The organism is Erwinia sp. GW821-FHT03D09 (genome assembly GCF_059420805.1).
Genome location: NZ_JBWKUK010000003.1, coordinates 272466 through 293265, shown reverse-complemented (window position 1 = coordinate 293265; position 20800 = coordinate 272466). Strand labels below are relative to the sequence as shown.

At 48.6% G+C, this 20800-nt stretch carries 18 protein-coding genes; 3 read left to right on the top strand and 15 right to left on the bottom strand.

Going from position 1 to position 20800, the window contains the following annotated elements; genetic code table 11:
- Nucleotides 1-126: 126 nt before the first annotated feature.
- The 12 genes from rfbC to galF all read right to left on the bottom strand — a co-directional run bounded on the left by rfbC (nt 127) and on the right by galF (nt 12062).
- Nucleotides 127-657: a dTDP-4-dehydrorhamnose 3,5-epimerase gene (gene rfbC, locus AC07U6_RS04520; protein WP_494763085.1), complete on the bottom strand. Its 531-nt coding sequence runs from the start codon at nt 655-657 to the stop codon at nt 127-129.
- Nucleotides 644-1867 (bottom strand): MATE family efflux transporter, encoded by a 1224-nt coding sequence (locus AC07U6_RS04515; RefSeq protein ID WP_494763086.1) that lies wholly within the window; start codon nt 1865-1867, stop codon nt 644-646. The genes rfbC and AC07U6_RS04515 overlap by 14 nt, the downstream gene beginning before the upstream one ends.
- A 2-nt stretch (nt 1868-1869) precedes the next feature.
- On the bottom strand, nt 1870-2667 hold the full coding sequence (locus AC07U6_RS04510; RefSeq protein ID WP_494763087.1) for a glycosyltransferase family 2 protein: 798 nt from the start codon (nt 2665-2667) through the stop codon (nt 1870-1872).
- A 1-nt stretch (nt 2668) separates the two neighbouring features.
- A complete protein-coding gene (locus tag AC07U6_RS04505) occupies nt 2669-3922 on the bottom strand; it encodes an O-antigen polymerase (protein WP_494763088.1) in 1254 nt (417 codons plus the stop codon).
- The gene (locus tag AC07U6_RS04500) at nt 3912-4781 is read right to left on the bottom strand and encodes a glycosyltransferase (RefSeq protein WP_494763089.1); all 870 of its coding nucleotides are present in this window, start codon (nt 4779-4781) and stop codon (nt 3912-3914) included. The genes AC07U6_RS04505 and AC07U6_RS04500 overlap by 11 nt, the downstream gene beginning before the upstream one ends.
- Entirely contained in the window at nt 4778-5530 is a 753-nt protein-coding gene (locus tag AC07U6_RS04495; protein ID WP_494763090.1) for a glycosyltransferase family 2 protein, read from the bottom strand. Before AC07U6_RS04495 ends, AC07U6_RS04500 begins: the two co-directional genes overlap by 4 nt.
- 97 nt (nt 5531-5627) lie before the next feature.
- On the bottom strand, nt 5628-6503 hold the full coding sequence (gene rfbA / locus AC07U6_RS04490) for a glucose-1-phosphate thymidylyltransferase RfbA (RefSeq protein ID WP_494763091.1): 876 nt from the start codon (nt 6501-6503) through the stop codon (nt 5628-5630).
- Between the two features lie 32 nt (nt 6504-6535).
- Complete coding sequence (rfbD, locus tag AC07U6_RS04485; RefSeq protein WP_494763092.1) at nt 6536-7438, bottom strand: dTDP-4-dehydrorhamnose reductase; 903 nt, start codon at nt 7436-7438, stop codon at nt 6536-6538.
- Nucleotides 7435-8526 carry a dTDP-glucose 4,6-dehydratase gene (gene rfbB / locus AC07U6_RS04480; RefSeq protein ID WP_494763093.1) on the bottom strand — a complete coding sequence of 364 codons (1092 nt, stop codon included), beginning with the start codon at nt 8524-8526 and terminating at the stop codon, nt 7435-7437. The genes rfbD and rfbB overlap by 4 nt, the downstream gene beginning before the upstream one ends.
- Before the next feature lie 81 nt (nt 8527-8607).
- Nucleotides 8608-9654, bottom strand: coding sequence for a UDP-N-acetylglucosamine--undecaprenyl-phosphate N-acetylglucosaminephosphotransferase (wecA, locus tag AC07U6_RS04475; protein WP_494763094.1), 1047 nt, complete (start codon nt 9652-9654; stop codon nt 8608-8610).
- A 451-nt stretch (nt 9655-10105) separates the two neighbouring features.
- Nucleotides 10106-11119 carry a UDP-glucose 4-epimerase GalE gene (galE, locus tag AC07U6_RS04470; protein WP_494763095.1) on the bottom strand — a complete coding sequence of 338 codons (1014 nt, stop codon included), beginning with the start codon at nt 11117-11119 and terminating at the stop codon, nt 10106-10108.
- Between the two features lie 46 nt (nt 11120-11165).
- Entirely contained in the window at nt 11166-12062 is an 897-nt protein-coding gene (galF, locus tag AC07U6_RS04465) for a UTP--glucose-1-phosphate uridylyltransferase GalF (RefSeq protein ID WP_494763096.1), read from the bottom strand.
- A gap of 356 nt (nt 12063-12418) precedes the next feature.
- Between galF and AC07U6_RS04460 the strand changes: the two genes are divergently transcribed.
- Complete coding sequence (locus AC07U6_RS04460; protein WP_494763097.1) at nt 12419-13984, top strand: TerC family protein; 1566 nt, start codon at nt 12419-12421, stop codon at nt 13982-13984.
- Nucleotides 13985-14017: 33 nt separating this feature from the next.
- On the opposite strand, the gene asmA is transcribed toward AC07U6_RS04460, so the two are convergent.
- The 3 genes from asmA to udk form a co-directional block, all read right to left on the bottom strand.
- Entirely contained in the window at nt 14018-15862 is a 1845-nt protein-coding gene (gene asmA, locus AC07U6_RS04455) for an outer membrane assembly protein AsmA (protein ID WP_494763098.1), read from the bottom strand.
- A gap of 13 nt (nt 15863-15875) precedes the next feature.
- Entirely contained in the window at nt 15876-16457 is a 582-nt protein-coding gene (gene dcd, locus AC07U6_RS04450) for a dCTP deaminase (protein ID WP_200545991.1), read from the bottom strand.
- Nucleotides 16458-16564: 107 nt separating this feature from the next.
- Nucleotides 16565-17206, bottom strand: a complete 642-nt coding sequence (gene udk / locus AC07U6_RS04445; protein ID WP_494763099.1) for a uridine kinase — start codon at nt 17204-17206, stop codon at nt 16565-16567.
- A 219-nt stretch (nt 17207-17425) separates the two neighbouring features.
- Here udk and AC07U6_RS04440 point away from each other — a divergent pair, with 219 nt between their 5' ends.
- Both AC07U6_RS04440 and AC07U6_RS04435 read left to right on the top strand, forming a co-directional pair.
- The gene (locus tag AC07U6_RS04440; protein ID WP_494764512.1) at nt 17426-18040 is read left to right on the top strand and encodes a phosphatase PAP2 family protein; all 615 of its coding nucleotides are present in this window, start codon (nt 17426-17428) and stop codon (nt 18038-18040) included.
- A gap of 129 nt (nt 18041-18169) precedes the next feature.
- Nucleotides 18170-20764 carry a diguanylate cyclase gene (locus tag AC07U6_RS04435; RefSeq protein ID WP_494763100.1) on the top strand — a complete coding sequence of 865 codons (2595 nt, stop codon included), beginning with the start codon at nt 18170-18172 and terminating at the stop codon, nt 20762-20764.
- The last annotated feature ends 36 nt before the right edge of the window (nt 20765-20800 follow it).

Here is a 20800-nt window from a genome sequence, read left to right as displayed (position 1 = left end):
TTACGCGTCTTCTTTGTGGTTGATGCTGGCTTTGTCATGTGAGCTACCTCTGATTGAGAGTTTACTCACTTAGTCGCATGTCCACTATTGCTGGGTAAGATCAGGTAACCATCGCAAATCGCACGATTATAGCTCATGCAATAGCCGACCTGACTGGTCTTTAGCAGAAAGAATAGGATTATCTATCGGCCAATCAATTCCAACTGAGGGATCATTCCAGATTAATGAAGCTTCATAATCAGGGTTGTAGTAATCCGTACATTTATACTCAAAATCAGCAAGATCACTGAGTACAACAAATCCGTGTGCCAAACCAGGAGGGATCCAGAACTGTCTTTTGTTCTCTTCACTCAAAATCACACCCTCCCATTGACCATATGTCGCAGAATCTTTACGAATATCTACGGCAACATCGAATACCTTCCCCCTGACAACACGAACCAGTTTTCCCTGAGGATTTAAGGTTTGAAAATGCAGACCACGCAGGACATTTTTAGATGAGCGAGAATGATTATCCTGAACAAAATCGAGATCAATCCCCAGCATTTCCCGATAACGTTTTTTTTCAAAAGTTTCAAGGAAAAAACCTCTTTGATCGCCGTACACAGTTGGCTCGATAATTTTAACATCTGGGATTGCAACATTAATTACTTTCATTACGCTCGGTCTTCTTAATTTTAAAATAATAAAATAAAAATAGTATAAGTATTAGACACTCTACGGCAAGATAGGTCAGTGACGGTGCAAACTGAGGGTATAGTTTTGATAAGCCATAACAAATGGGCAGGCAAGAAATGCCAGCGAATACAATAGTGAAGTTAAGGTATCGCATTTTTCTTGTTGCCAGGAACAGGGTTGCACTGAGTATACCATTGCAGAAAGCAACCGGATAAGAAGCGCCCAGTATAGAAAGATTATTGGATGCTAAAATGTAATTTTCACCGTAAATTACCTTGATGATATGCGGAGCTATGAGCATTAAAACAACAGCTAAGCCACCACCATAGATGATGCTGATGACTATACCAAGTGTTTGCACCCTATTCTTTTCAAATTGTGTTTTAACATTGTTGATTTTTGTAAAAATCAATCGACTTAGTGGGGTGAATGAAAATGAAAAAATTCGGTAAATTCTCTCAGCAAGAACATGATATACGATGATTTTTTTATCGACAAGAAATGAGGAAATAATAGACAAACCATAAAGATAAAGACTTGATGATATTTGATAGAATCCATACCAGATACTTTTTCTAAGTTCAAAAAACCCATAGAGTACATTTTTAGAATGTGATTTAAATACACCAGAATAAATCGTAAAAAATAAGAAAATTGTCAATCTGTAAAGTATTAAAGACAAAAAGAACGCGTACAGATATGTACTCAAATTAAATGCATATATAATTAATATTAATAAAGCGAAGAGTAACACACCAAAGGCTTCACCATACATAAGCATTGAAGATCGCTTAGTCGCTACAAATATGAAGCTATTAATCCCACCAACTGAAAAACTGTAGACCCAAAAAAGACAGAGATAAAACACGTCTATTTTGTGAAAAAGCAACCAAGAACAATATACTCCTATAACTATCGACGTTAGTGACAAACCGAGTTTGGCAATCAGTACATTCCAACCTACGAAATGAATACTTTTAAGTTTTGATGTATATCTGATTTTGTTACCAGCCGAGTAATTAAAACCAAACTCAACTATTAGAGCAGCCCAGGTCGAAAAAGATATAGTTATAGTTAACGCACTAAAATCATCTGTATTCAACCCCCTGGACGCAAGCGGAATAAACAACAACGGAATAACAAATCGACCAAGATTCGATAACACTATAAAGATATATTCTTTAAACAATTTTATTCCTTATTTTTCAGCATTTTTACTCTTAATTTAAAAAGCTGAGGTTTTTTTATTATCAAACAAAGTGTAACCAACCAGTAATACAGCATAAAATCAATCTTTTTATTATATTTTTTTGAGAATTTCAGCATCGAACTGTAAAGCATGCGTTCTCGTTTAACAGAGCTCCAAACTTCACCAGCACAGGCATTGCCTATATGCATAAGATTAAACCCCTGCAAAACATTAATAGAAATGCCTTTATTTTTAAGCGTAAAATGCATGTCAGTATCTTCAGAATACATAAAATAGTCTTCTGGCCAGCCACCTACATTATTGAAAACATCTCTTTTAATAAGCAGGTTAGCTCCAGTGCACCAGCGTGATTTGTCATTTTTTAAAAAACAGCTGAGAAACGGATATTTAAAAAGATATTTTACTGATGAACCCGTTTCATCAATCATTGGAAAAACTGATGCATCATATTCTTTCTGGCAAAACAGCTCAAAGCCTTCATATACTGATTCAGATAAAAAACAGTCGGGATTAATAAAAAACAAAATATCCCCAGATGATTTTTCCACAGCCCGATTATTACCAATTGCAAACCCGAGGTTATCCTTTGCTAATATTAATTTAGCAAATGGATACTTTTCGCAGACAACGTTTAAATCGTTCTGTTCTTGCTGCGTGCTATAATTATCATAAACAACAACTTCCATTTTTTTAGATATAAAAGGACTTTTTTTGATGCTTGATAGCAAAGCATCTATTATTTTATGTGATTTATAGTTAACGGTTATGAAAGAAATCATTTTAATCTCTTAATTTAACAAAAAGTGAAAGAGAAAACATAAACAACCAAGGAATAAGAAACTTCCCAAACGAAAAGACATTATACAATGGAGCATAAATAAAATATGCCAACGAAAAAATAACCAACATCGCATTAATGTAATTTACGTCCCTATCAATAATTCCTCTGGTAGTCAGTCGGCTTTGACGACCAAATACCATTCCAAAAAACAGCGGAATAATAATAACGCCAGCCACACCAAAATCCATGTAGTAATCTTTAGCCACTGAGAAAATATTATGCCTGAATGGAATATATGCATCATCATCAATTAATTGCGGACGCTCACTATTTGCAACGAACTTACTAATAATGTTAAAAACCGGAGTAAACGTTCTTTCACCATAATTTTTAGCATCATCATGTTTAGAGTTAAGCCAGTAATCAAATGCATAAGGAGATGAAAAATAATAAATATAGTTGATAACAAAACCTGCATTGTATTGATTAAGAGGCACACTTATACTACTCACCTTATCATCAAGAGAGGCCATAAACATATCCCCCCCCCCTCTTACAATACGTGGGGCATTGACCAAAACCAGAGCAATCATAACTATAATGAGATTTTTCTTATTGATTATCTTACGCATTGGTAAAAATAAAAACATATATGATATTATACTAAAAAAAGTAAATACCATACCGATTCTACCAAACGATAAAAGATCCTGAAGAAGAATTGATACGAGATTGACGACAAGATAGAAAAACATTTTTCCGCGTTTGCTCTTCTCACACACTGCACGATGAAATAAGAACAGCCCTGCAGAAAACGAAACGTAGGATAATGATGAAAGATATCCCAGATAAGATGGAATGAAGTCACTATTCCCACCAATCACAGAATTCCTGATAGTCATCGCATGCGTTACAATATACTCAAAACTCCCCCAATACCTATAATTAAACCACCAAGAGAACAACATAAATAAAAAAGAGAACCATGATATCAATTTTACAAAAGTAAATAAACTTACAGAAATAAGTGGTTTGATAAAAAAAGATGTTTTTTCCCCAAGATAACTACCAATCACAAACAATAAAAGACATGAGAAAAAGCAGACTATGCTAATTAATGAAACAGAATTATATTCAATTAGAATCCGCCCCAGAACCATTGATGTAAAAAAATATATTACAAGGTAGGAAAGCATTGCCAATGACAGATTTCTTTTCGTCAAATAAAAATCTGAGGGGATATTACGACCCATTCATCATCTCCCAAAGATGATATTCATCAAAAGTATTTTTCAACTGCTCATCGTTTCGGGAAGTACCGGAAGAAACGTTTATTTTTTTAAGGGAAAACTTCTGGCTGCCTAAAACAGGTGGATAAAGCACGTTGTAGGAATTCACTCTACGAAACTGTCTATTTTGCAACATTGCCATGGCCTTGAACCATATATCATCTGCTGTAGGAGCAAGCCGATTAATTTTCTCAAGTGAATTATAATCAGAAAACAGCGCCCCCTGCGGATACAGTATTCCACAAACACCAGTAGGAAGAAAACGCATATTTACACGGACACCATCTGTATTGGAATAAACTATTTTTTCATAGTTTACCGCTTTATTTTCCTTCTCCATCTCAATAAGGTGCCCTCGATAGAAAACCACATCTTCTGGGTAAGCATGATGTACAGTTATAAGTTCATTCAACCATTCGCTGGGATAATAAACATCATCATCAATTGTTATAATAGCATCATCAGGAAATGCCTCTATAGAATAAATCAGTTTTTTATAAGATCTCGCATTCCCTTCTACGAAAATAAACTCGACATTGTATTTTTTATACAGATCCAGATTTTTTGGCAGTCCACATGGAAACTCATCTCGTGATAAGTAGATAACTATTTTTTTAGGTCGCACAGTTTGCAAGAGTACACTTTTTAAACAACTTTCAAAATGTTTGACGCGAGCAGGAAAGGTTGTACCCGATACAATCACATTACACATATTTTTACTAAAATATGAATTAGTTGTTAATGCATTAAAACGAAACAGGACTCTGACATATTCAAATACAGAGCGAATACCAAGAATTATTCTATTAATCAAAACTTTCATCGTATGATAGCTCTTACCATATAGTTCAAGAAGCAATAAACTGAAAAAGGAAGAGATATTTTTTCAATTTTTCTGTATATACTCCATTGTCTCTTTGCTTTTTTTATTTTATTTCTAGAAATAGAGTTTGAAACAATTCGATAATGCATTAGTGGTTTATCAAAAAGGAATGCAGCGCCCCCATTTTTTAATATTTTTAGCCATAGCGCATAGTCTTGACCTGTTCGTATGTCTGGCATCATCAGATCATCAAATCTATCGCATTTAAGTATCACTGTAGAACAGCCCAACGTAGCTTTTTTTAATAACATATCACGGTAGTCAAAAGACTTTTTCCTTCTTCCTACATCAATATTTTTATTGATTAAAGCTCCACTTTCATCCATCAATTCATAACCTGTAAAAGAAAAACCATAATCACATTCTTCCATAAAGGAAATTTGCTCAGAAAGCTTTTCTTTTACCCACAAATCGTCACTATCAATAAAAGCTATATATTCACCTGCTGCATGAGATATTGAACAATTACGAGATATTGCCGCTCCAGAATTAACAGCATTGTGAAATACTCGAACACGCGAATCTTCATTTTGAATTTTAGTTAGAAATTCTTTCGTCTTGTCAGTGGAACAATCATCAGTTATTAACCATTCCCAGTCCGTCAGTGTTTGACTTTTAATTGAATCATAGGTTGTATTTATAAATTTATCTGAATTATATGTAGCTGTGATAATAGAAACTTTAGGCATAATAAACTCTAAAATGGTTATTCATACGGATAAGATAAATCACCTTGAATCGAAATGAAAAAAATTTCAGGAATTTTGTCATCACGGTAAAAATGATTCACTCCCCTTTAAGCAGTTTAAAAAGATATTTGCCGTAATCATTTTTCGCCAGCGGCTCCGCCAGCTTTTTCACCTGCGCCGCATCGATAAAGCCTTTACGGTAGGCAATCTCTTCCGGGCAGGAAACCTTCAGTCCCTGGCGGTCTTCAATGGTTTTAATAAAATTACTGGCTTCAATCAGGCTGTGATGCGTGCCGGTATCCAGCCACGCGTAGCCGCGCCCCATCATCGCTACTTTCAGCGCGCCGCGTTCCATATAGAGGCGGTTGATGTCGGTGATTTCCAGCTCGCCACGCGGGGAAAGTTTAAGGCTTTTCGCCATCTCAATGACGCTGTTGTCGTAGAAATACAGGCCGGTTACCGCATAGTTGCTTTTTGGCTCCAGCGGTTTTTCTTCCAGCGAAACGGCAATGCCCTGTTTGTCGAACTCAACGACGCCGTAGCGCTCCGGATCGTTGACGTGATAGGCAAATACCGTCGCCCCGGAAGGCTGACTGATGGCTTCTTCCAGCTCTTTTGGCAGATCGTGGCCGTAGAAAATGTTGTCGCCGAGCACCAGCGCGCAGTTATCTTCACCGATAAATTCTTCACCAATGATAAAGGCCTGCGCCAGCCCGTCCGGACTGTCCTGCACTTTATACTGCAGATTCAGTCCCCACTGACTGCCATCGCCCAGCAGCTGCTCAAAGCGCGGCGTATCCTGCGGGGTACTGATAATCAAGATATCGCGAATTCCCGCCAGCATCAGGGTGCTGATTGGGTAATAGATCATCGGCTTGTCGTAGATTGGCAGCAGCTGTTTACTTACCGCCATGGTGACCGGATAGAGGCGGGTTCCGGAACCGCCAGCGAGAATAATGCCTTTACGCTTCATAGTTTTCTCTTTTTTAATTCTACCGCAGAGATTTAACGTGTGACCTGCGAATCGTTAAGTTCTTGCAACATCCGCCGCACGCCGACCTGCCACTCAGGCAGCGAAAGCCCAAAGGCCGCGCAGAACTTATCGGTTGCCAGTCGGGAATTTAACGGACGTCGCGCCGGGGTCGGGTAACTGCTGGTTGGTACCGCATGCAGCTGTTTTAACGCCAGTTCAGTACCATTGTTCCGGGCTTCGTCAAAAACGAAGCGGGCATAGTCGAACCAGCTTGTCGTACCGGATGCCACCAGATGGTAAAGCCCTGCCGCATCGGGGTTATGCTGAACCGTACGGATGGCGTGTGCGGTACAGTCCGCAATCAAATCAGCCCCCGTTGGTGCACCAAACTGATCGTTAATGACCGACAGTTCTTCACGCTCAGCGGCAAGACGCAGCATGGTTTTGGCGAAGTTATTGCCCCGGCTGGCATACACCCAACTGGTTCTGAAGATTAAATGTTTTTTGCAGTGCTGCTGAATCGCCCGTTCGCCCGCCAGCTTACTGAGCCCGTAAACGTTCTGCGGATCGGTGGCATCGTTTTCCTGCCACGGGCTATCGCCCTCCCCCGGGAAGACATAATCGGTGGAGTAATGCACCAGCAGCGCGCCCAGCCGATGGGCTTCTTTTGCCAGCACCTCAACGCTCGCGGCATTGACCTGATGCGCCTGCTCCGCTTCCGACTCTGCCTTGTCTACCGCCGTCCAGGCAGCGGCATTCACAATCACATCGGGCCGCAGCAGGCGCACGGTATCAGCGAGATCCTGTGGCCGGGTGAAGTCGCCGCAGTAGTCGGTTGAGTCAGAGGACAGGGCCGTTAGCTGGCCCAGTGGCGCAAGAGCACGCTGCAGCTCCCATCCCACCTGACCATTTTTACCGAGTAGCAAAATCTTCACGGCTGACGCCCGCTGTAGTTTTGCGCAATCCACGACTGATAGGCACCGCTTTTGACGTTGCTGACCCATTCCGCGTTATCCAGATACCACTGTACGGTTTTGCGAATGCCGCTTTCAAACGTCTCCAGCGGCTGCCAGCCTAGCTCACGGCCGATTTTATCGGCATCGATGGCATAGCGACGATCGTGGCCCGGACGGTCAGCAACGTAGCTGATTTGCTGGCGATAGCTCCCGGCTTTCGGCACCATTTTGTCCAGCAGGTCGCAGATCGTTTCCACCACCTGCAGATTCTGCTTCTCGTTATGGCCGCCGATGTTGTAGGTTTCGCCAACCTCACCACGGGTCACCACCGTGTACAGGGCACGAGCGTGATCCTCGACATAGAGCCAGTCGCGGATCTGATCGCCCTTGCCATAAATGGGCAAGTTTTTTCCTTCCAGCGCGTTGAGAATAACCAGCGGGATTAACTTCTCGGGGAAGTGATAAGGTCCATAGTTATTGGAACAGTTAGTCACCACCGTCGGCAGGCCGTAGGTACGCAACCATGCACGAACCAGATGGTCGCTGGAGGCTTTAGAAGCAGAGTAAGGGCTGCTGGGCGCGTAGGATGTCGTTTCGGTGAACAGCGGCAGGTTGCTTTGCGCATCGCTGACTTCATCAGGATGGGGCAGATCGCCATACACCTCATCGGTCGAAATATGGTGGAAACGGAAGGCCGCCCGGCCTGAATCGTCCAGCCCGCTCCAGTACTGGCGAGCAGCCTCCAGCAGCACGTAGGTTCCGACGATATTGGTTTCAATAAAATCAGCAGGGCCGCTGATAGAGCGATCGACGTGGCTTTCCGCCGCCAGATGCATCACCGCATCCGGCTGATGACGGGCGAAAACAGCGGCCATGGCGGCTTTATCGCAAATATCGGCCTGCTCAAAGGCGTAGCGGGGATCCTGACTGACGGCGGCGATGGATTCGAGGTTTCCTGCATAGGTCAGTTTATCAACGTTGACCACGCTGTCGGTGGTTTCGTTGATGATATGGCGCACGACGGCAGAGCCGATAAAGCCGGCACCGCCGGTCACTAAAATTTTCACGCGGTATCTCTCTTGTTATAGCACCTGGCAAAATGACGCTGAGGAGTGGGTTTCCCCAGCGTTAACGCACGCTAAATCGGCCTATTTTACGGCCAGCAAGCGTCCAAAGGTCACTTTTAGTTTTTCCAGCGATTTCATCGCCAGCAGCATTGAAATAAAGCTGCCGACAAACAGGGCGAGCTGCCAGTTATCAGGCACGCGACAGCCTTCCAGGATAATGCCGATCATGCCACTGAATACCTGCGCTGAAGTCATAATCACTAACGTCCAGCGCCCGCTGAGACCGGCACGCATCAGGATATGGTGCATATGCTCGCGGTCGGGACGGAACGGGCTACTGCCACGACGAATACGCGCAATCATCACGCGCATCATATCCATGAGCGGTACCGCAATCAGCCATAACGCGGTTACCGGGCTCATAATCGCATCCTGCCCCTGAGAGGCAACGATCAGCAGCCAGATCACCGTAAAACCAATCAGCATACTGCCCGCATCGCCCATGAAAACTTTGAATTTTCTGCCCCACGGAATACCGAGGTTCAGCAGGATATAAGGCAGGCAGGCCGCCATCAGGCACATGCACCACATTGCCATATTATCATTGCCGCCCATGATAAATGCGATCCCAAGCGAGCCAAAGGTGACACAGGAGAGTGCACCTAACAATCCGTCAATACCGTCGACCATATTGAAGGCGTTAATAGCTGCAATAACGGCGAACAGGGTAATCACATAGCCACAGGTTCCCAAAATCAGCTGGTAACCAAACAGGATATTACCCAGTGAGGATAAATAGAGCCCGTTGTACATCATAATGCCCGCTACCGCAGCCTGCAGACCCATGCGCGGCATCACCGGCAGGTCGAACCTGTCATCAAGCACACCCACCAGCAGCAGCAGCGTAGCGCAAATCATGTAAATGTCGAAATCAGGCAGCCACGCTGGCTGCAGCGCATAAAGGATCCATAAGGAAAAGTAGACAGAAACGCCGCCGACCAAAGGGATATGCCCGCTATGAAGCTTACGCGCGTTTGGCTTGTCCACCAGCCCCACTTTACGAGCTATTTTCCTCGCAATAAACAACAGCGCTAAAGCCCCCAGAAAGATGAGAACAATCTCTTGCATATGTGCACCAATGCTCACTTAGCTTTTTGCATTTCGCTCAATGAAACCACGCTACCGCCCCTGGCACTGCAATCCAGCCCACTAAACGCGATTTCCCCTACTCAAGCATAGTCAGACTATCCTGCCTGGCTAAATTTTTTCTTCAGATAACTCCTGGAAACAAAATCACATCAAGGATTATCAAAAGAGTCACTAATTCTCCCGCCTCGGCATGAGGCATACAAGTTTAATTTGAAAATTTTTATGAAGAGTAGGGATAATTGCTTTATGTGCGCAATTAAGCAGCATGTGAGCTCTTTTTTTTCATCTTTTAGCGTCAAAAATTCGTTATTGGGAATTTTCCCATATAATTCAGAAGATAAACAAAAAATTAAATCTTTTCGTTTTGAAAGAGAGCAAAAAAAGCTCCCACAAAGGGAGCTTTCGATTTAATTACAAAACTAATTGATTATTAACGATAACCATTTGGGTTATTTGACTGCCAGTTCCACGTATCGCGCATCATTTCATCAATACCGCGCGAAACCCGCCAGTCGAGCTCGCTGTCGGCCAGAGACGCATCGGCCCAGAAAGCGGCCAGATCGCCATCACGGCGTGGAGATACCTGATAAGGCACCGGGCGACCAGAGGCTTTCTCAAAAGCCTTAACCATCTCCAGCACAGAATATCCCTTGCCGGCGCCCAGATTATAGGCCTTATAACCGGCAATCGCGGGCAGATGGTCCAGCGCTTTAAGGTGCCCTTCAGCCAGATCCATTACGTGGATATAGTCACGCACGCCGGTACCATCTTTCGTTGGATAGTCATCACCAAAAATGCCCAATTTTTCCAGACGGCCGATCGCCACTTGTGCAATATACGGCAGCAGGTTGTTAGGAATCCCGTTAGGATCTTCACCAATCAGCCCGGACTCATGCGCACCGACCGGATTAAAATAACGCAGGGCGATGGTTTTAAACTCTGGATTGGCTTTAGCGTAGTCGCGCAGGATCTGCTCGACCATCAGTTTAGACGTGCCGTAAGGACTGGTCGTGCCGCCAATCGGCGTCGTTTCCACATAGGGAACCGGCGCATCGGCGCCGTAAACGGTGGCCGAGGAGCTGAAGATAAACTGATTAACGCCCGCGCTGCGCATCTCTTCCAGCAGCACCAGCGTACCGGTGACGTTATTCTGGTAGTACTCCAGCGGCTTACGCGTTGACTCCCCTACCGCTTTCAGCCCGGCAAAGTGGATCACCGCGCTGATATTGTGGCTGGCGAAAACATCTCGCAGACAGGCGCGATCGAGAATATCGCCTTCGCGAAAGGTTGCGGTTTTCCCCGTCAGCTTTTCAACACGATTCACCGATTCTTTCGAGGCGTTGCTCAGATTATCCAACACCACCACATCATCACCGCGGGCCAGCAGCGACAGTACAGTATGGGAACCGATATAGCCTGCTCCACCCGTTACTAAAATAGCCATTCAGACTCCTTCACTCAGCGGGCAGACCCGCAGCACCCTCAGATTGTTATTTTGCCAGAATTTTTTTCACTGCATTGCGGAAATCACGCCCCTGGTCGTTATTACGTAGTCCCCAGGTGACAAATGCCTGCATGTAACCCAGCTTGCGGCCACAGTCGAAGCTCTGTCCCGTCAGCAGGTGCGCATCGACTGGTTTCTTTTTGCTCAGGTTAGCGATCGCGTCGGTTAACTGATAGCGTCCCCACGCGCCCGGTTCCAGATTTTCCAGCTCGGACCAGATATCGGCAGAAAGCACGTAGCGGCCCACTGCAGAGAGGTCAGAGTCCAGCGCCTGTGGCTGCTCTGGTTTTTCAACATAATCGACAATCTGACTAACGCGGCCAGGAATGGTCAGCGGATCTTTCGTGGTGATCACCGAGTATTCGGAAAGATCGGCGTCCGGCAGGCGGTTAACCAGCACCTGGCTACGTCCGGTTTCTTCAAAGCGAGCTACCATCGCGGCCAGGTTGTAACGCAGCGGGTCCGCTGAAGCGTCATCCAGCAGCACATCCGGCAGCAGCACAACAAAAGCTTCGTCGTGCAGCATTGGGCGGGCGCACAGCAGGGAGTTCGCGAGGCCCAGAGGCTGCGGCTGACGAACGTTCATAATGGTTACGCCCGGCGGGCATATTGACTGAACTTCGCTGAGCAGTTGGCGCTTAACGCGAGCCTCAAGCAGCGCTTCAAGTTCGTAGGAGGTATCAAAATGGTTTTCTACTGCATTTTTAGAAGCGTGGGTGACCAGTACAATTTCCTTAATGCCCGCAGCCACACATTCATCGACGATATATTGAATCATCGGCTTATCAACGATAGGCAACATCTCTTTAGGAATCGCTTTTGTAGCAGGGAGCATATGCATACCGAGACCCGCGACCGGGATAACTGCTTTAAGCTTGGTCATAATTTTTCCATATAAATGAAGTAATAAGCGTTAGCTGATTATGCATTATCGGTGCGATCCTTAAGTATAATCTCAATCTGAAAATTGTTCAGCAGTCAGTACCAATTAAAACTCAAGAAACCGGCGAAGTCGCTCTTTAATATGCAGTTAGTACGGCTTAATAATATGCTACGCCACCGACAATAAACCAGCTTAATCGGGATGATTTTAGTATTTATAGTCAATAAACAGTTCATTCCATATAAGTCAATAAATGATAATAATCTGCAACTATCTCAGCAGGGGGTTAGCAGTTGAAATCATGGGGATTCACACTCATCATTAACGCAACAACTTTTGGTTAACAGGTAAAAACAATGTTCGAATGGATCGCCGACCCGTCAATCTGGGCCGGACTGGTCACCCTGGTGGTGCTGGAATTAGTGTTGGGCATTGATAACCTGGTGTTTATCGCCATTCTGGCGGAGAAACTGCCTCCAGCCCTGCGCGACCGTGCTCGCGTCACCGGTTTGCTGCTGGCGCTGCTGATGCGGCTGATGCTGCTGGCCTCTATCTCCTGGCTCTCTTCCCTCACAGCTCCGCTGTTCTCGATTGCCGGGCACGCCTTTAGCGCACGTGATGCCATTATGCTGACGGGAGGCGTTTTCCTGCTGTTTAAAGCTACGGTTGAACTGAATGAGCGGCTGGAAGGTAAAGATGAAGAGGAAAATCCACAAAAACGCGGTGCGCGATTCTGGCCGGTGGTGGCACAAATCGTGGTACTGGATGCGGTATTTTCCCTCGATTCGGTAATCACCGCCGTGGGCATGGTGGACCACCTGGCGGTGATGATGGCCGCGGTGATTATCTCGATCATGCTGATGCTGCTGGCCAGTAAACCGCTGACCCGCTTCGTGAACGGCCACCCGACGATTATTATTCTCTGTCTCAGCTTCCTGCTGATGATTGGTTTCAGCCTGGTTGCCGACGGTTTTGGCTATCACATTCCTAAAGGCTACCTCTACGCGGCCATCGGATTCTCAGTAATGATCGAGGCACTTAACCAGCTGTCGCAGTTCAATCGTCGTCGTTTTCTCTCAGCTAAAGCTCCGCTGCGCAAACGTACCGCTGAAGCGGTTTTACGCCTGCTGCGCGGCAGCCATGAGCCGGCGGAACTGGATGTGGAAACCGCCTCTCTGGTGGCCAGCAACAGCGCGCCAAAGGCGATTTTTAATAAGCAGGAGCGGATGATGATTGCGCGGGTGCTGGCAATGGGGCAGCGCAGCGTCAGCAGCATTATGACCTCGCGCCATGATATCCAGCATATTGACCTGGCCGAATCGCCGGAAGAGATTATGTCCTGTCTGGACAATAATCAGCACACGCGTCTGATCATTACTGAAAAGAGCGAAGAACCGCTTGGCGTGGTTCACGTGATTGAACTGCTGAAACAGGCGCTACACGGTAACAGCCTCGATCTGCGGGCGTTAATCCGTCAGCCGCTGGTGTTCCCTGAACAGCTACCGCTACTGCCCGCACTGGAGCAGTTCCGCAACGCGCGCACCCACTTTGCTTTCGTGGTGGACGAGTTTGGTTCGGTTGAAGGCGTGGTTACGCTGAGTGACGTGATGGAAACTATTGCCGGCAATCTGCCAAACGAAGGTGAACGGCTGGACCCACGTTATGATATTCAACAAAATGCCGACGGTAGCTGGACCGCTAATGGCCATATGCCGCTGGACGATCTGACGATGCATCTGCCGCTGCCGCTGGATGAAAAGCGTGAATACAATACGCTGGCAGGACTGCTGATGGAACATTTACAACATGTCCCTCAGCAGGGAGAAGAAGTGCAAATCGGTGATTATCTGATCCGCACCCTGCAGGTAGAAAACCATCGGGTACAGAAAGTGCAGATCGTACTGACACAGGCGGAAGAGTAGCAGAACGGCAAAGCCGGGTTGTGCTGGCCCGGCTTACATATCCTTCAGCAGCTTTTTCACATCGTTACGCTTTTCATTTTCCGGGTTGCGCCCCATCCACTCTTTCAAACGCTGTTTCGCTTCATCACGCAGCTGCTGGCGAAGCACCTGATCGACTTTCAGACTGTAATTAATCGTTGACCAGGGGCCGTAAATACGCAGCGGTATCGGCGTTTGCTGAAGGCGCCTGATCAGCGAATCATCGCCCTGCCAGCCGCGCATCACCGTCACGCCAAAGTTAATATCCAGCTCCCTTTTGGCCAGATCGACATTGCCGCTGCCGGTATAGTTCAGGATGGTCGATTGTGCATTCAGCTCAGGGAAGGTTACCAGGCCGTTATTCAGCGTGGCGTGGCCGCTGATCTGCTGCAGGATCGGCTGATCGTTACGCTCACCGCGCACTTTGTCACTGTTGCCTTCCACGGCACGCTGAATCAGCTGCTGGAAGTTAAGCCCGGCAAACTGGGCGTTATCCAGCTTGAGATCCGCACTGCCCTGCCACTGGTGGTTAAATTCAGCCACGGTCAAGCCGTTACCGCTGAAATCACCGTCCAGCGACAGCTCGCCGCTGATGGTATCCGGCAGGTTAAACGCCTTTAACAACGGGCCGATGCCAACGCGCTGTAGCGAAGGCTTAAGTGCAACCCGGGTCTGCGAGCTGCGAACGTCAACGCTTCCCGGCAGGGAGAAACGGCCGCCGCTTGCCTGACCCTGTAGCGTAGACAGATTGAGTAAGCCCTGCTGATTATTGGCCTTAAGCTGCACAGTATCCATATCGATACCGCGCCAGCGCAGTTTAGCAATCTGCAAATCAACGGTCCCGTCGATCGCATTGAGCGGTGAGTCCGCATTATTAGCAGGGGCAGATTCTGCGATCACCGGCGCTCGTCCGGCGCGCTGGCTTTGCTGGGCGGTGTCACCGTTAGAGGATTCTGAAATCCCCAGCAGAGTATCTATATTCAGCGACGGGGAACTGAGGTCCGCCACAACCTGCGGCCGGTTACCGAGACTGCCGGTAATTTTCCCGCTCAGCTGGCTGTCATTGGCGCTGAGCTGGATGTCGCTAAGGCTGAAGCGCTGATTAGCATTATCCCAGCTTGCCGTCATGGCCGCCTGACCTTTAATACCGGTTTGCGGCAGATCGGCCCCCTGCAACTGGTAGTCGAGCTGTTTAATGGCGGCGTTTATCTGGCGGGGATAGTGGGTGATATCAAGTTCGCTGCTGAACTGAAGGCGCAGATCGCGCTGGTCACGGCTAATCCGGCTGCTGAACTCAATATTAACCCAGCGCGGCTGAGTCTGATCAAACCGCAGATTAAAATCACGGACGTTAAGCTGCTCGCCGTTATCCTGCTGCCAGATCAACAGACTATCGACAATCCGCAGATGAGAAATATCGAATCGCCAGCCACGAGTCACATCTTCAATCACCGAAGGCGGCGCACTGCCTGCAGGACCAATCGGCGCATCGGCAGGCCGCTGGTGCTCGCTTTCCGGAATCAACCGCACAACGGCATTCTTAAGCATGACCTGTTTTACGGAAAGCTGGTGGGAGAGAAGAGGCAGAAGATTGACATCCAGACGCATGTTTTCCGCACTGACCACCGGCTGAGAAGCCCCCTGCGCGGTCAGCGTGACCGGCCCGGAAAGAATACTCAGCTGCGGCCAGACGTGCCAGCGCAAATCGCCTTTCAACTCAAGCTGATAGCCGCTGCGCTGCTCAACCTGCTGGGCCATATAGGCGCGAAAATCATTGGGATTGACCAGCAGAACGAGTGCGGTCATTCCGACCACCATCACCACCAGTAGAATGGCCAGTGTGGTTATCAATCTTTTCATGCCTCTGCCACCTTTAGTCTTTATCGATTCGACTGGCAACCGCGCCCTGCTGACCTTTATATTTCGCATCCTGGCGGCTGTTGTACGGGCGTGCTGCCGGGCCCGATAGCGGTTCAAAACTCAATGCGCCAATCAGCATGCCGGGGCGAAGAGCCAGCGGAAGTTTACCGGAATTGTAGAACTCCAGCACAATACGCCCCTGCCAGCCGGGATCGATACGGTGCGCGGTCACATGCACCATCAACCCCAGTCTCGCGAGGGAGGAGCGCCCGTCCAGCCAGCCGACCAAATCGTCAGGCAGTGTCACCGACTCAAAGGTCACTGCCAGCGCCAACTCGCCCGGATGCAGAAAGAACGCTTCACCTTCCGGCAGAACGATTTCGTCGCTCATCACCCGATCCAGCGCAGCGCTGACTTCATGCTTTGGTCCGCTCAAATCAATAAACGGAGCCGTGTGGCCGCGAAACGTGCGGAACTGGTTGCCAAGACGCACGTCAACCGTAGCTCCACTGATGCGCTCCACCGGCGGGCGTGGGGTAATGCCCAGTTTGCCATTATCGAGCCAGGCTTCAATATCGCGGTCACATAATCTCATAACGGGTACTCCAACCTATTCAGAAATGCTTAAAAGCGGCTACGAGAACAACGGGAAAGAGCACCGTTCGACATCCGTAGCCTGCCCGCCACGCGGGCCTGCGAGGGTTACTCAAAGAACTGATTAATCTTCGCCTTGAGGATATCAATAGCAATACGGTTTTTCCCGCCGCGCGGCACGATAATATCCGCATACTGCTTTGATGGTTCAATAAACTGCAGGAACATCGGGCGAACCGTCTTCTGATATTGAGCCATAACCGAATCCATCGAACGACCACGTTCATTTACATCACGTTTCATGCGGCGCATCAAACAGATATCAAGCGGAGTATCAACGAAGATCGAGAAATTCATCTCCTGGCGCAAGCGCGCATCGGTCAGCAGCAGGATACCTTCGAGAATAATGACCTTCTTCGGCTTCTGCGTGATGGTTTTTTTCTCACGTGTGTGTTCGACATAGCTGTAAACCGGCAGTTCAATCGACTGCCCGGCTTTCAGAATTTGCAGATGCTGAAGCAGCAGCGTGTGATCCATAGCACTCGGGTGGTCGTAGTTAGTTTTAACCCGTTCTTCCATCGTTAAATGGCTTTGGTCTTTGTAATAGGCATCCTCCGGGATCACGCCAATATTGTCATCACCCACACGGTCGCGCACTTCGCGATACAGCGTGCTGGCGATAAGACTTTTCCCCGAGGCTGAAGCGCCTGCGATACCTACGATGACGCACTGATGCGACTTGTCAGCCATAAATTAACGACCTGATTCCGAGACAAAATGAAAGGATAAATAGCCAGCTTCCTGAAATATGAAGGGCATAGCGCGCGCAATTATAGGGAGTTCACCCATCTGATGCCAGAAAAAAGCATCCCCGGCCTTTTCAGATTATACCGTTAGATAATATGCTGGCGCCCGGTTAAAGTACGACAAGCAAAAAAGCCTCCAGGAAACAGCGTGCCAGATCACATAATGCATCTTTTGACCTATTTTGGTGACAGCATGCTGTTACTGCCGACTGCGGCCATCATCGCCTTCCTGCTGCGCTGGAAAAACGACGACAAACGCGCCGTCTGGTTCTGGCTGCTGACGTTCAGCTGTGCGGGACTGGTGGTCAGCCTGTCAAAAATCGCCTTCCTCGGCTTTGGTATTGGCAGCGTGCACTTTAACTTCACCGGCTTCAGCGGCCACAGTGCCATGTCCGCCACGCTGTGGCCCGTGATGTTCTGGCTGCTAAGTGGCCGTCTCTCTTCCCCGTGGCGGAGCGGGCTGCTTATCGCGGGTTATCTGATCCCGATCATCGTTGGTATATCACGCCTTGAACTTAACGCTCATTCAGTGAGCGAAGTGATTGCCGGCCTGGTTCTGGGCTTTACGCTTAGCACCGCCTTTCTGCTCAGCCAGCGTACCGTTCGGCCGAGGGGGTTTTCTCTTGCGCAGCTGTGCATCGCGCTGCTGGTACCCGTGCTTCTTTTCAGTAACGGACGCGTCGCCACCACCCAGCAGTTTCTGCAGAAGCTGTCGGCGCAAATTGCCGGCATCGAACACCCGTGGACGCGTGCGGATCTGTTAAAAATCAAGCAATAAACTCGACTTAATCTGGGGCATTTCTCGCAGGTTTTTTGTACCATCCCCTTCAACCTGGTTTTCTTGTGCTAGCATGGCTTTAGAGATAAAGATTGCGCCGCTGACTGGCGCCGTGCTGGATAAGTGTGGATGGCCTCAGAAACGTTAGCCAATGTACAACATAGCCGGACGCAGTGGCTGAACAGCCTGCTGCTGGGTTTACTGAGCCTGGCATCCACCCTTTACTGCCTTGAGTTGATTAAAATCAGCGGTCAAATCTCGCTGCTGTGGTTTTCTACTGCGCTGATGACCATCGTGGTATTTCGCAACCCGGTGCGTACCCTGCCGCTGTTGTTAAGCGGCTGCATGGTAGGGGTGATCTGCGCGAATGCGATTATCCTCGGCCCCGGCCTGTCTAATCTGAAACTTCCACTGATTAATCTGGCCCAGGCGCTGATGGGGGGCGTCATGTTACGTCTGTTGCTGGATCATCAGACCCCGCTGAATACGCTTTACAGCTGGGCCAGAATGATGCTGGCGGTCGGCCTGTTTACCCCCCTTTTGGGAGCAATACTGGCCAGCGCGCTGCTGAACATTCCCACCGCGTCACTGACGCAGTTTTTCTCAACATGGGTTGCTTCAGAGGTCATCGGTATGCTGGCGCTCGGTCCGGTAGCACTGCTGTGGCGGCGCGACTCGCTGATGAAGCATCGGGTACTGATCGAAACGTTACTCACCCTACTGGTCACCCTGGCTCTCAGCTGGCTGGCCTTGCGCTTTCTGCCGTGGTCGTTTGCCTTCGTGATTGTCATTCTGTTTTACAGCGCCGTGCGTCTGCCGCGGCTGGCCGCGTTTATTGTTTATCTTGTGACGGTATCGATGATCTCACTGATGCTGGCGCTGAACCTGATCCCGCAGGACTTTATCAGTGCGCCGCTGCTGGTCTCGGTTCCCTGGCTACCCTTCATGCTGGCGCTGGTGCCCAGCCATTTGATGACCCTGGTAATGCACTCGTTCCGCGAGGAGCGTAAGCATATCTCGGAGAGCGAAACCCGCTTTCGACACGCGATGGAATATTCGGCTATTGGTATGGCGCTGGTCGCACCCGGCGGCCAGTGGCTGCAGGTGAACAAGTCACTGTGCCGCCTGCTTGGCTATCGCCAGGACGAACTTGAAGGAATGACCTTTCAGCAGCTCAGCCACCCTGACGACCTGAATGCCGATTTAATACAGATAAATGCTCTGCTGGCGGGAGATATCGCTAGCTACAGTATGGAAAAGCGATACCTGCGCAGCGACGGCCAAACCGTCTGGGCACTGCTGGCGGTTTCTCTGGTGCGCGATAGTGAGCAGCAGCCGCTCTATTTCATATCGCAAATAGAGGACATAACCGGACTTAAGCAAACCGAGAAGATCAATCAGCAGTTGATGGAGCGCATTACTCTGGCCAATGAAGCTGCCGGCATTGGGGTGTGGGAGTGGAATCTGATCAGTGGGGAAATGACCTGGGATCGGCGCATGTTTCAGCTCTACCATCTGCCGGAAAGCGCAACGATTACTCAGCAGAACTGGATAAACTGCCTGCTTCCCACCGATCGCAAAAAAGTCACTGACCTGCTCGCTGAGGCGGTCAGAACCGTCTCGCCGGTGGATGTTGAGTATCGCATCGAAACGACCGCAGGCATCCGCTATATCCGCTGCCAGGGCAATATGGTGGCGGATGAAACCGACCATACCTCACGCATGCTAGGAATTAACCAGGATGTTACGGTATTCCGCCAGTTAACCGATGCGCTCGATCAGGAGCGGGAACGCATGCATATCACGCTGGATGCCATTGACGAAGCGGTAATCAGTACCGATGAAGAAATGCTGGTGATCTTTATGAATCCCGTGGCGGAAAAGATGACCGGCTGGCCGCAACATCATGCTGTTGGCAAGCCTATTACCGATATATTGCAGATCACGCACGGCGGCGAAGGGCCAGAACAGGAAATCGTGCTGAGCTGTGCGTTGCCGAAAAATGCCAAACCCGGTACGGCGGATGAGGACCTGGTACTGCACAACCGCGCCGGGGAGCAGTTTGCCATCAACTACAGCCTGTCCCCTCTCAGCACCCAGGAGGGCGACAATATTGGTAGCGTAATGGTAATCCAGGACGTTAGCGAGTCGCGGGAAATGTTTAAGCGTCTGCGCTACAGCGCCTCTCACGATATACTGACCCGCCTGCCGAACCGTGCCAGCTTTGAGCAGCGATTAAAAGCAATGCTGATGTCGCAGGACAATCAGCGTCTGCATCACGTGCTGGCCTTCGTCGATCTGGATCGCTTTAAGGCGGTGAATGACAGCGCCGGACATGCCGCCGGAGATGCACTGCTGCGGGAGCTATCGACGATCATGATGCGGCAGCTGCGCGGTAGCGATTTCCTCGCCCGTCTTGGCGGTGATGAATTTGGCATGCTGCTACCGGAATGCTCCCTGGAGGATGCCGGCGAGATCGCCAGCCGCCTGGTCGCCACCATCAGCCAGTATCGCTTCCTGTGGAAAGGCCACGAGTTCTCTGTTGGGGCCAGCGCCGGACTGACGGTTTTCGACAGCAGCAGCAACGCGGTTGAAGTGATGTCACAGGCCGATATCGCCTGCTACCAGGCCAAAAACAGCGGTCGGGGCAAGATTGCGGTTTATGGCGAAGCAACGAATAACGACCTGCCTCCGGCAGCGGGCATCTCCCCCTTCCTCCGTTAATAAAACCACTATTCCCCCTTGCTCTGCCGACACGGC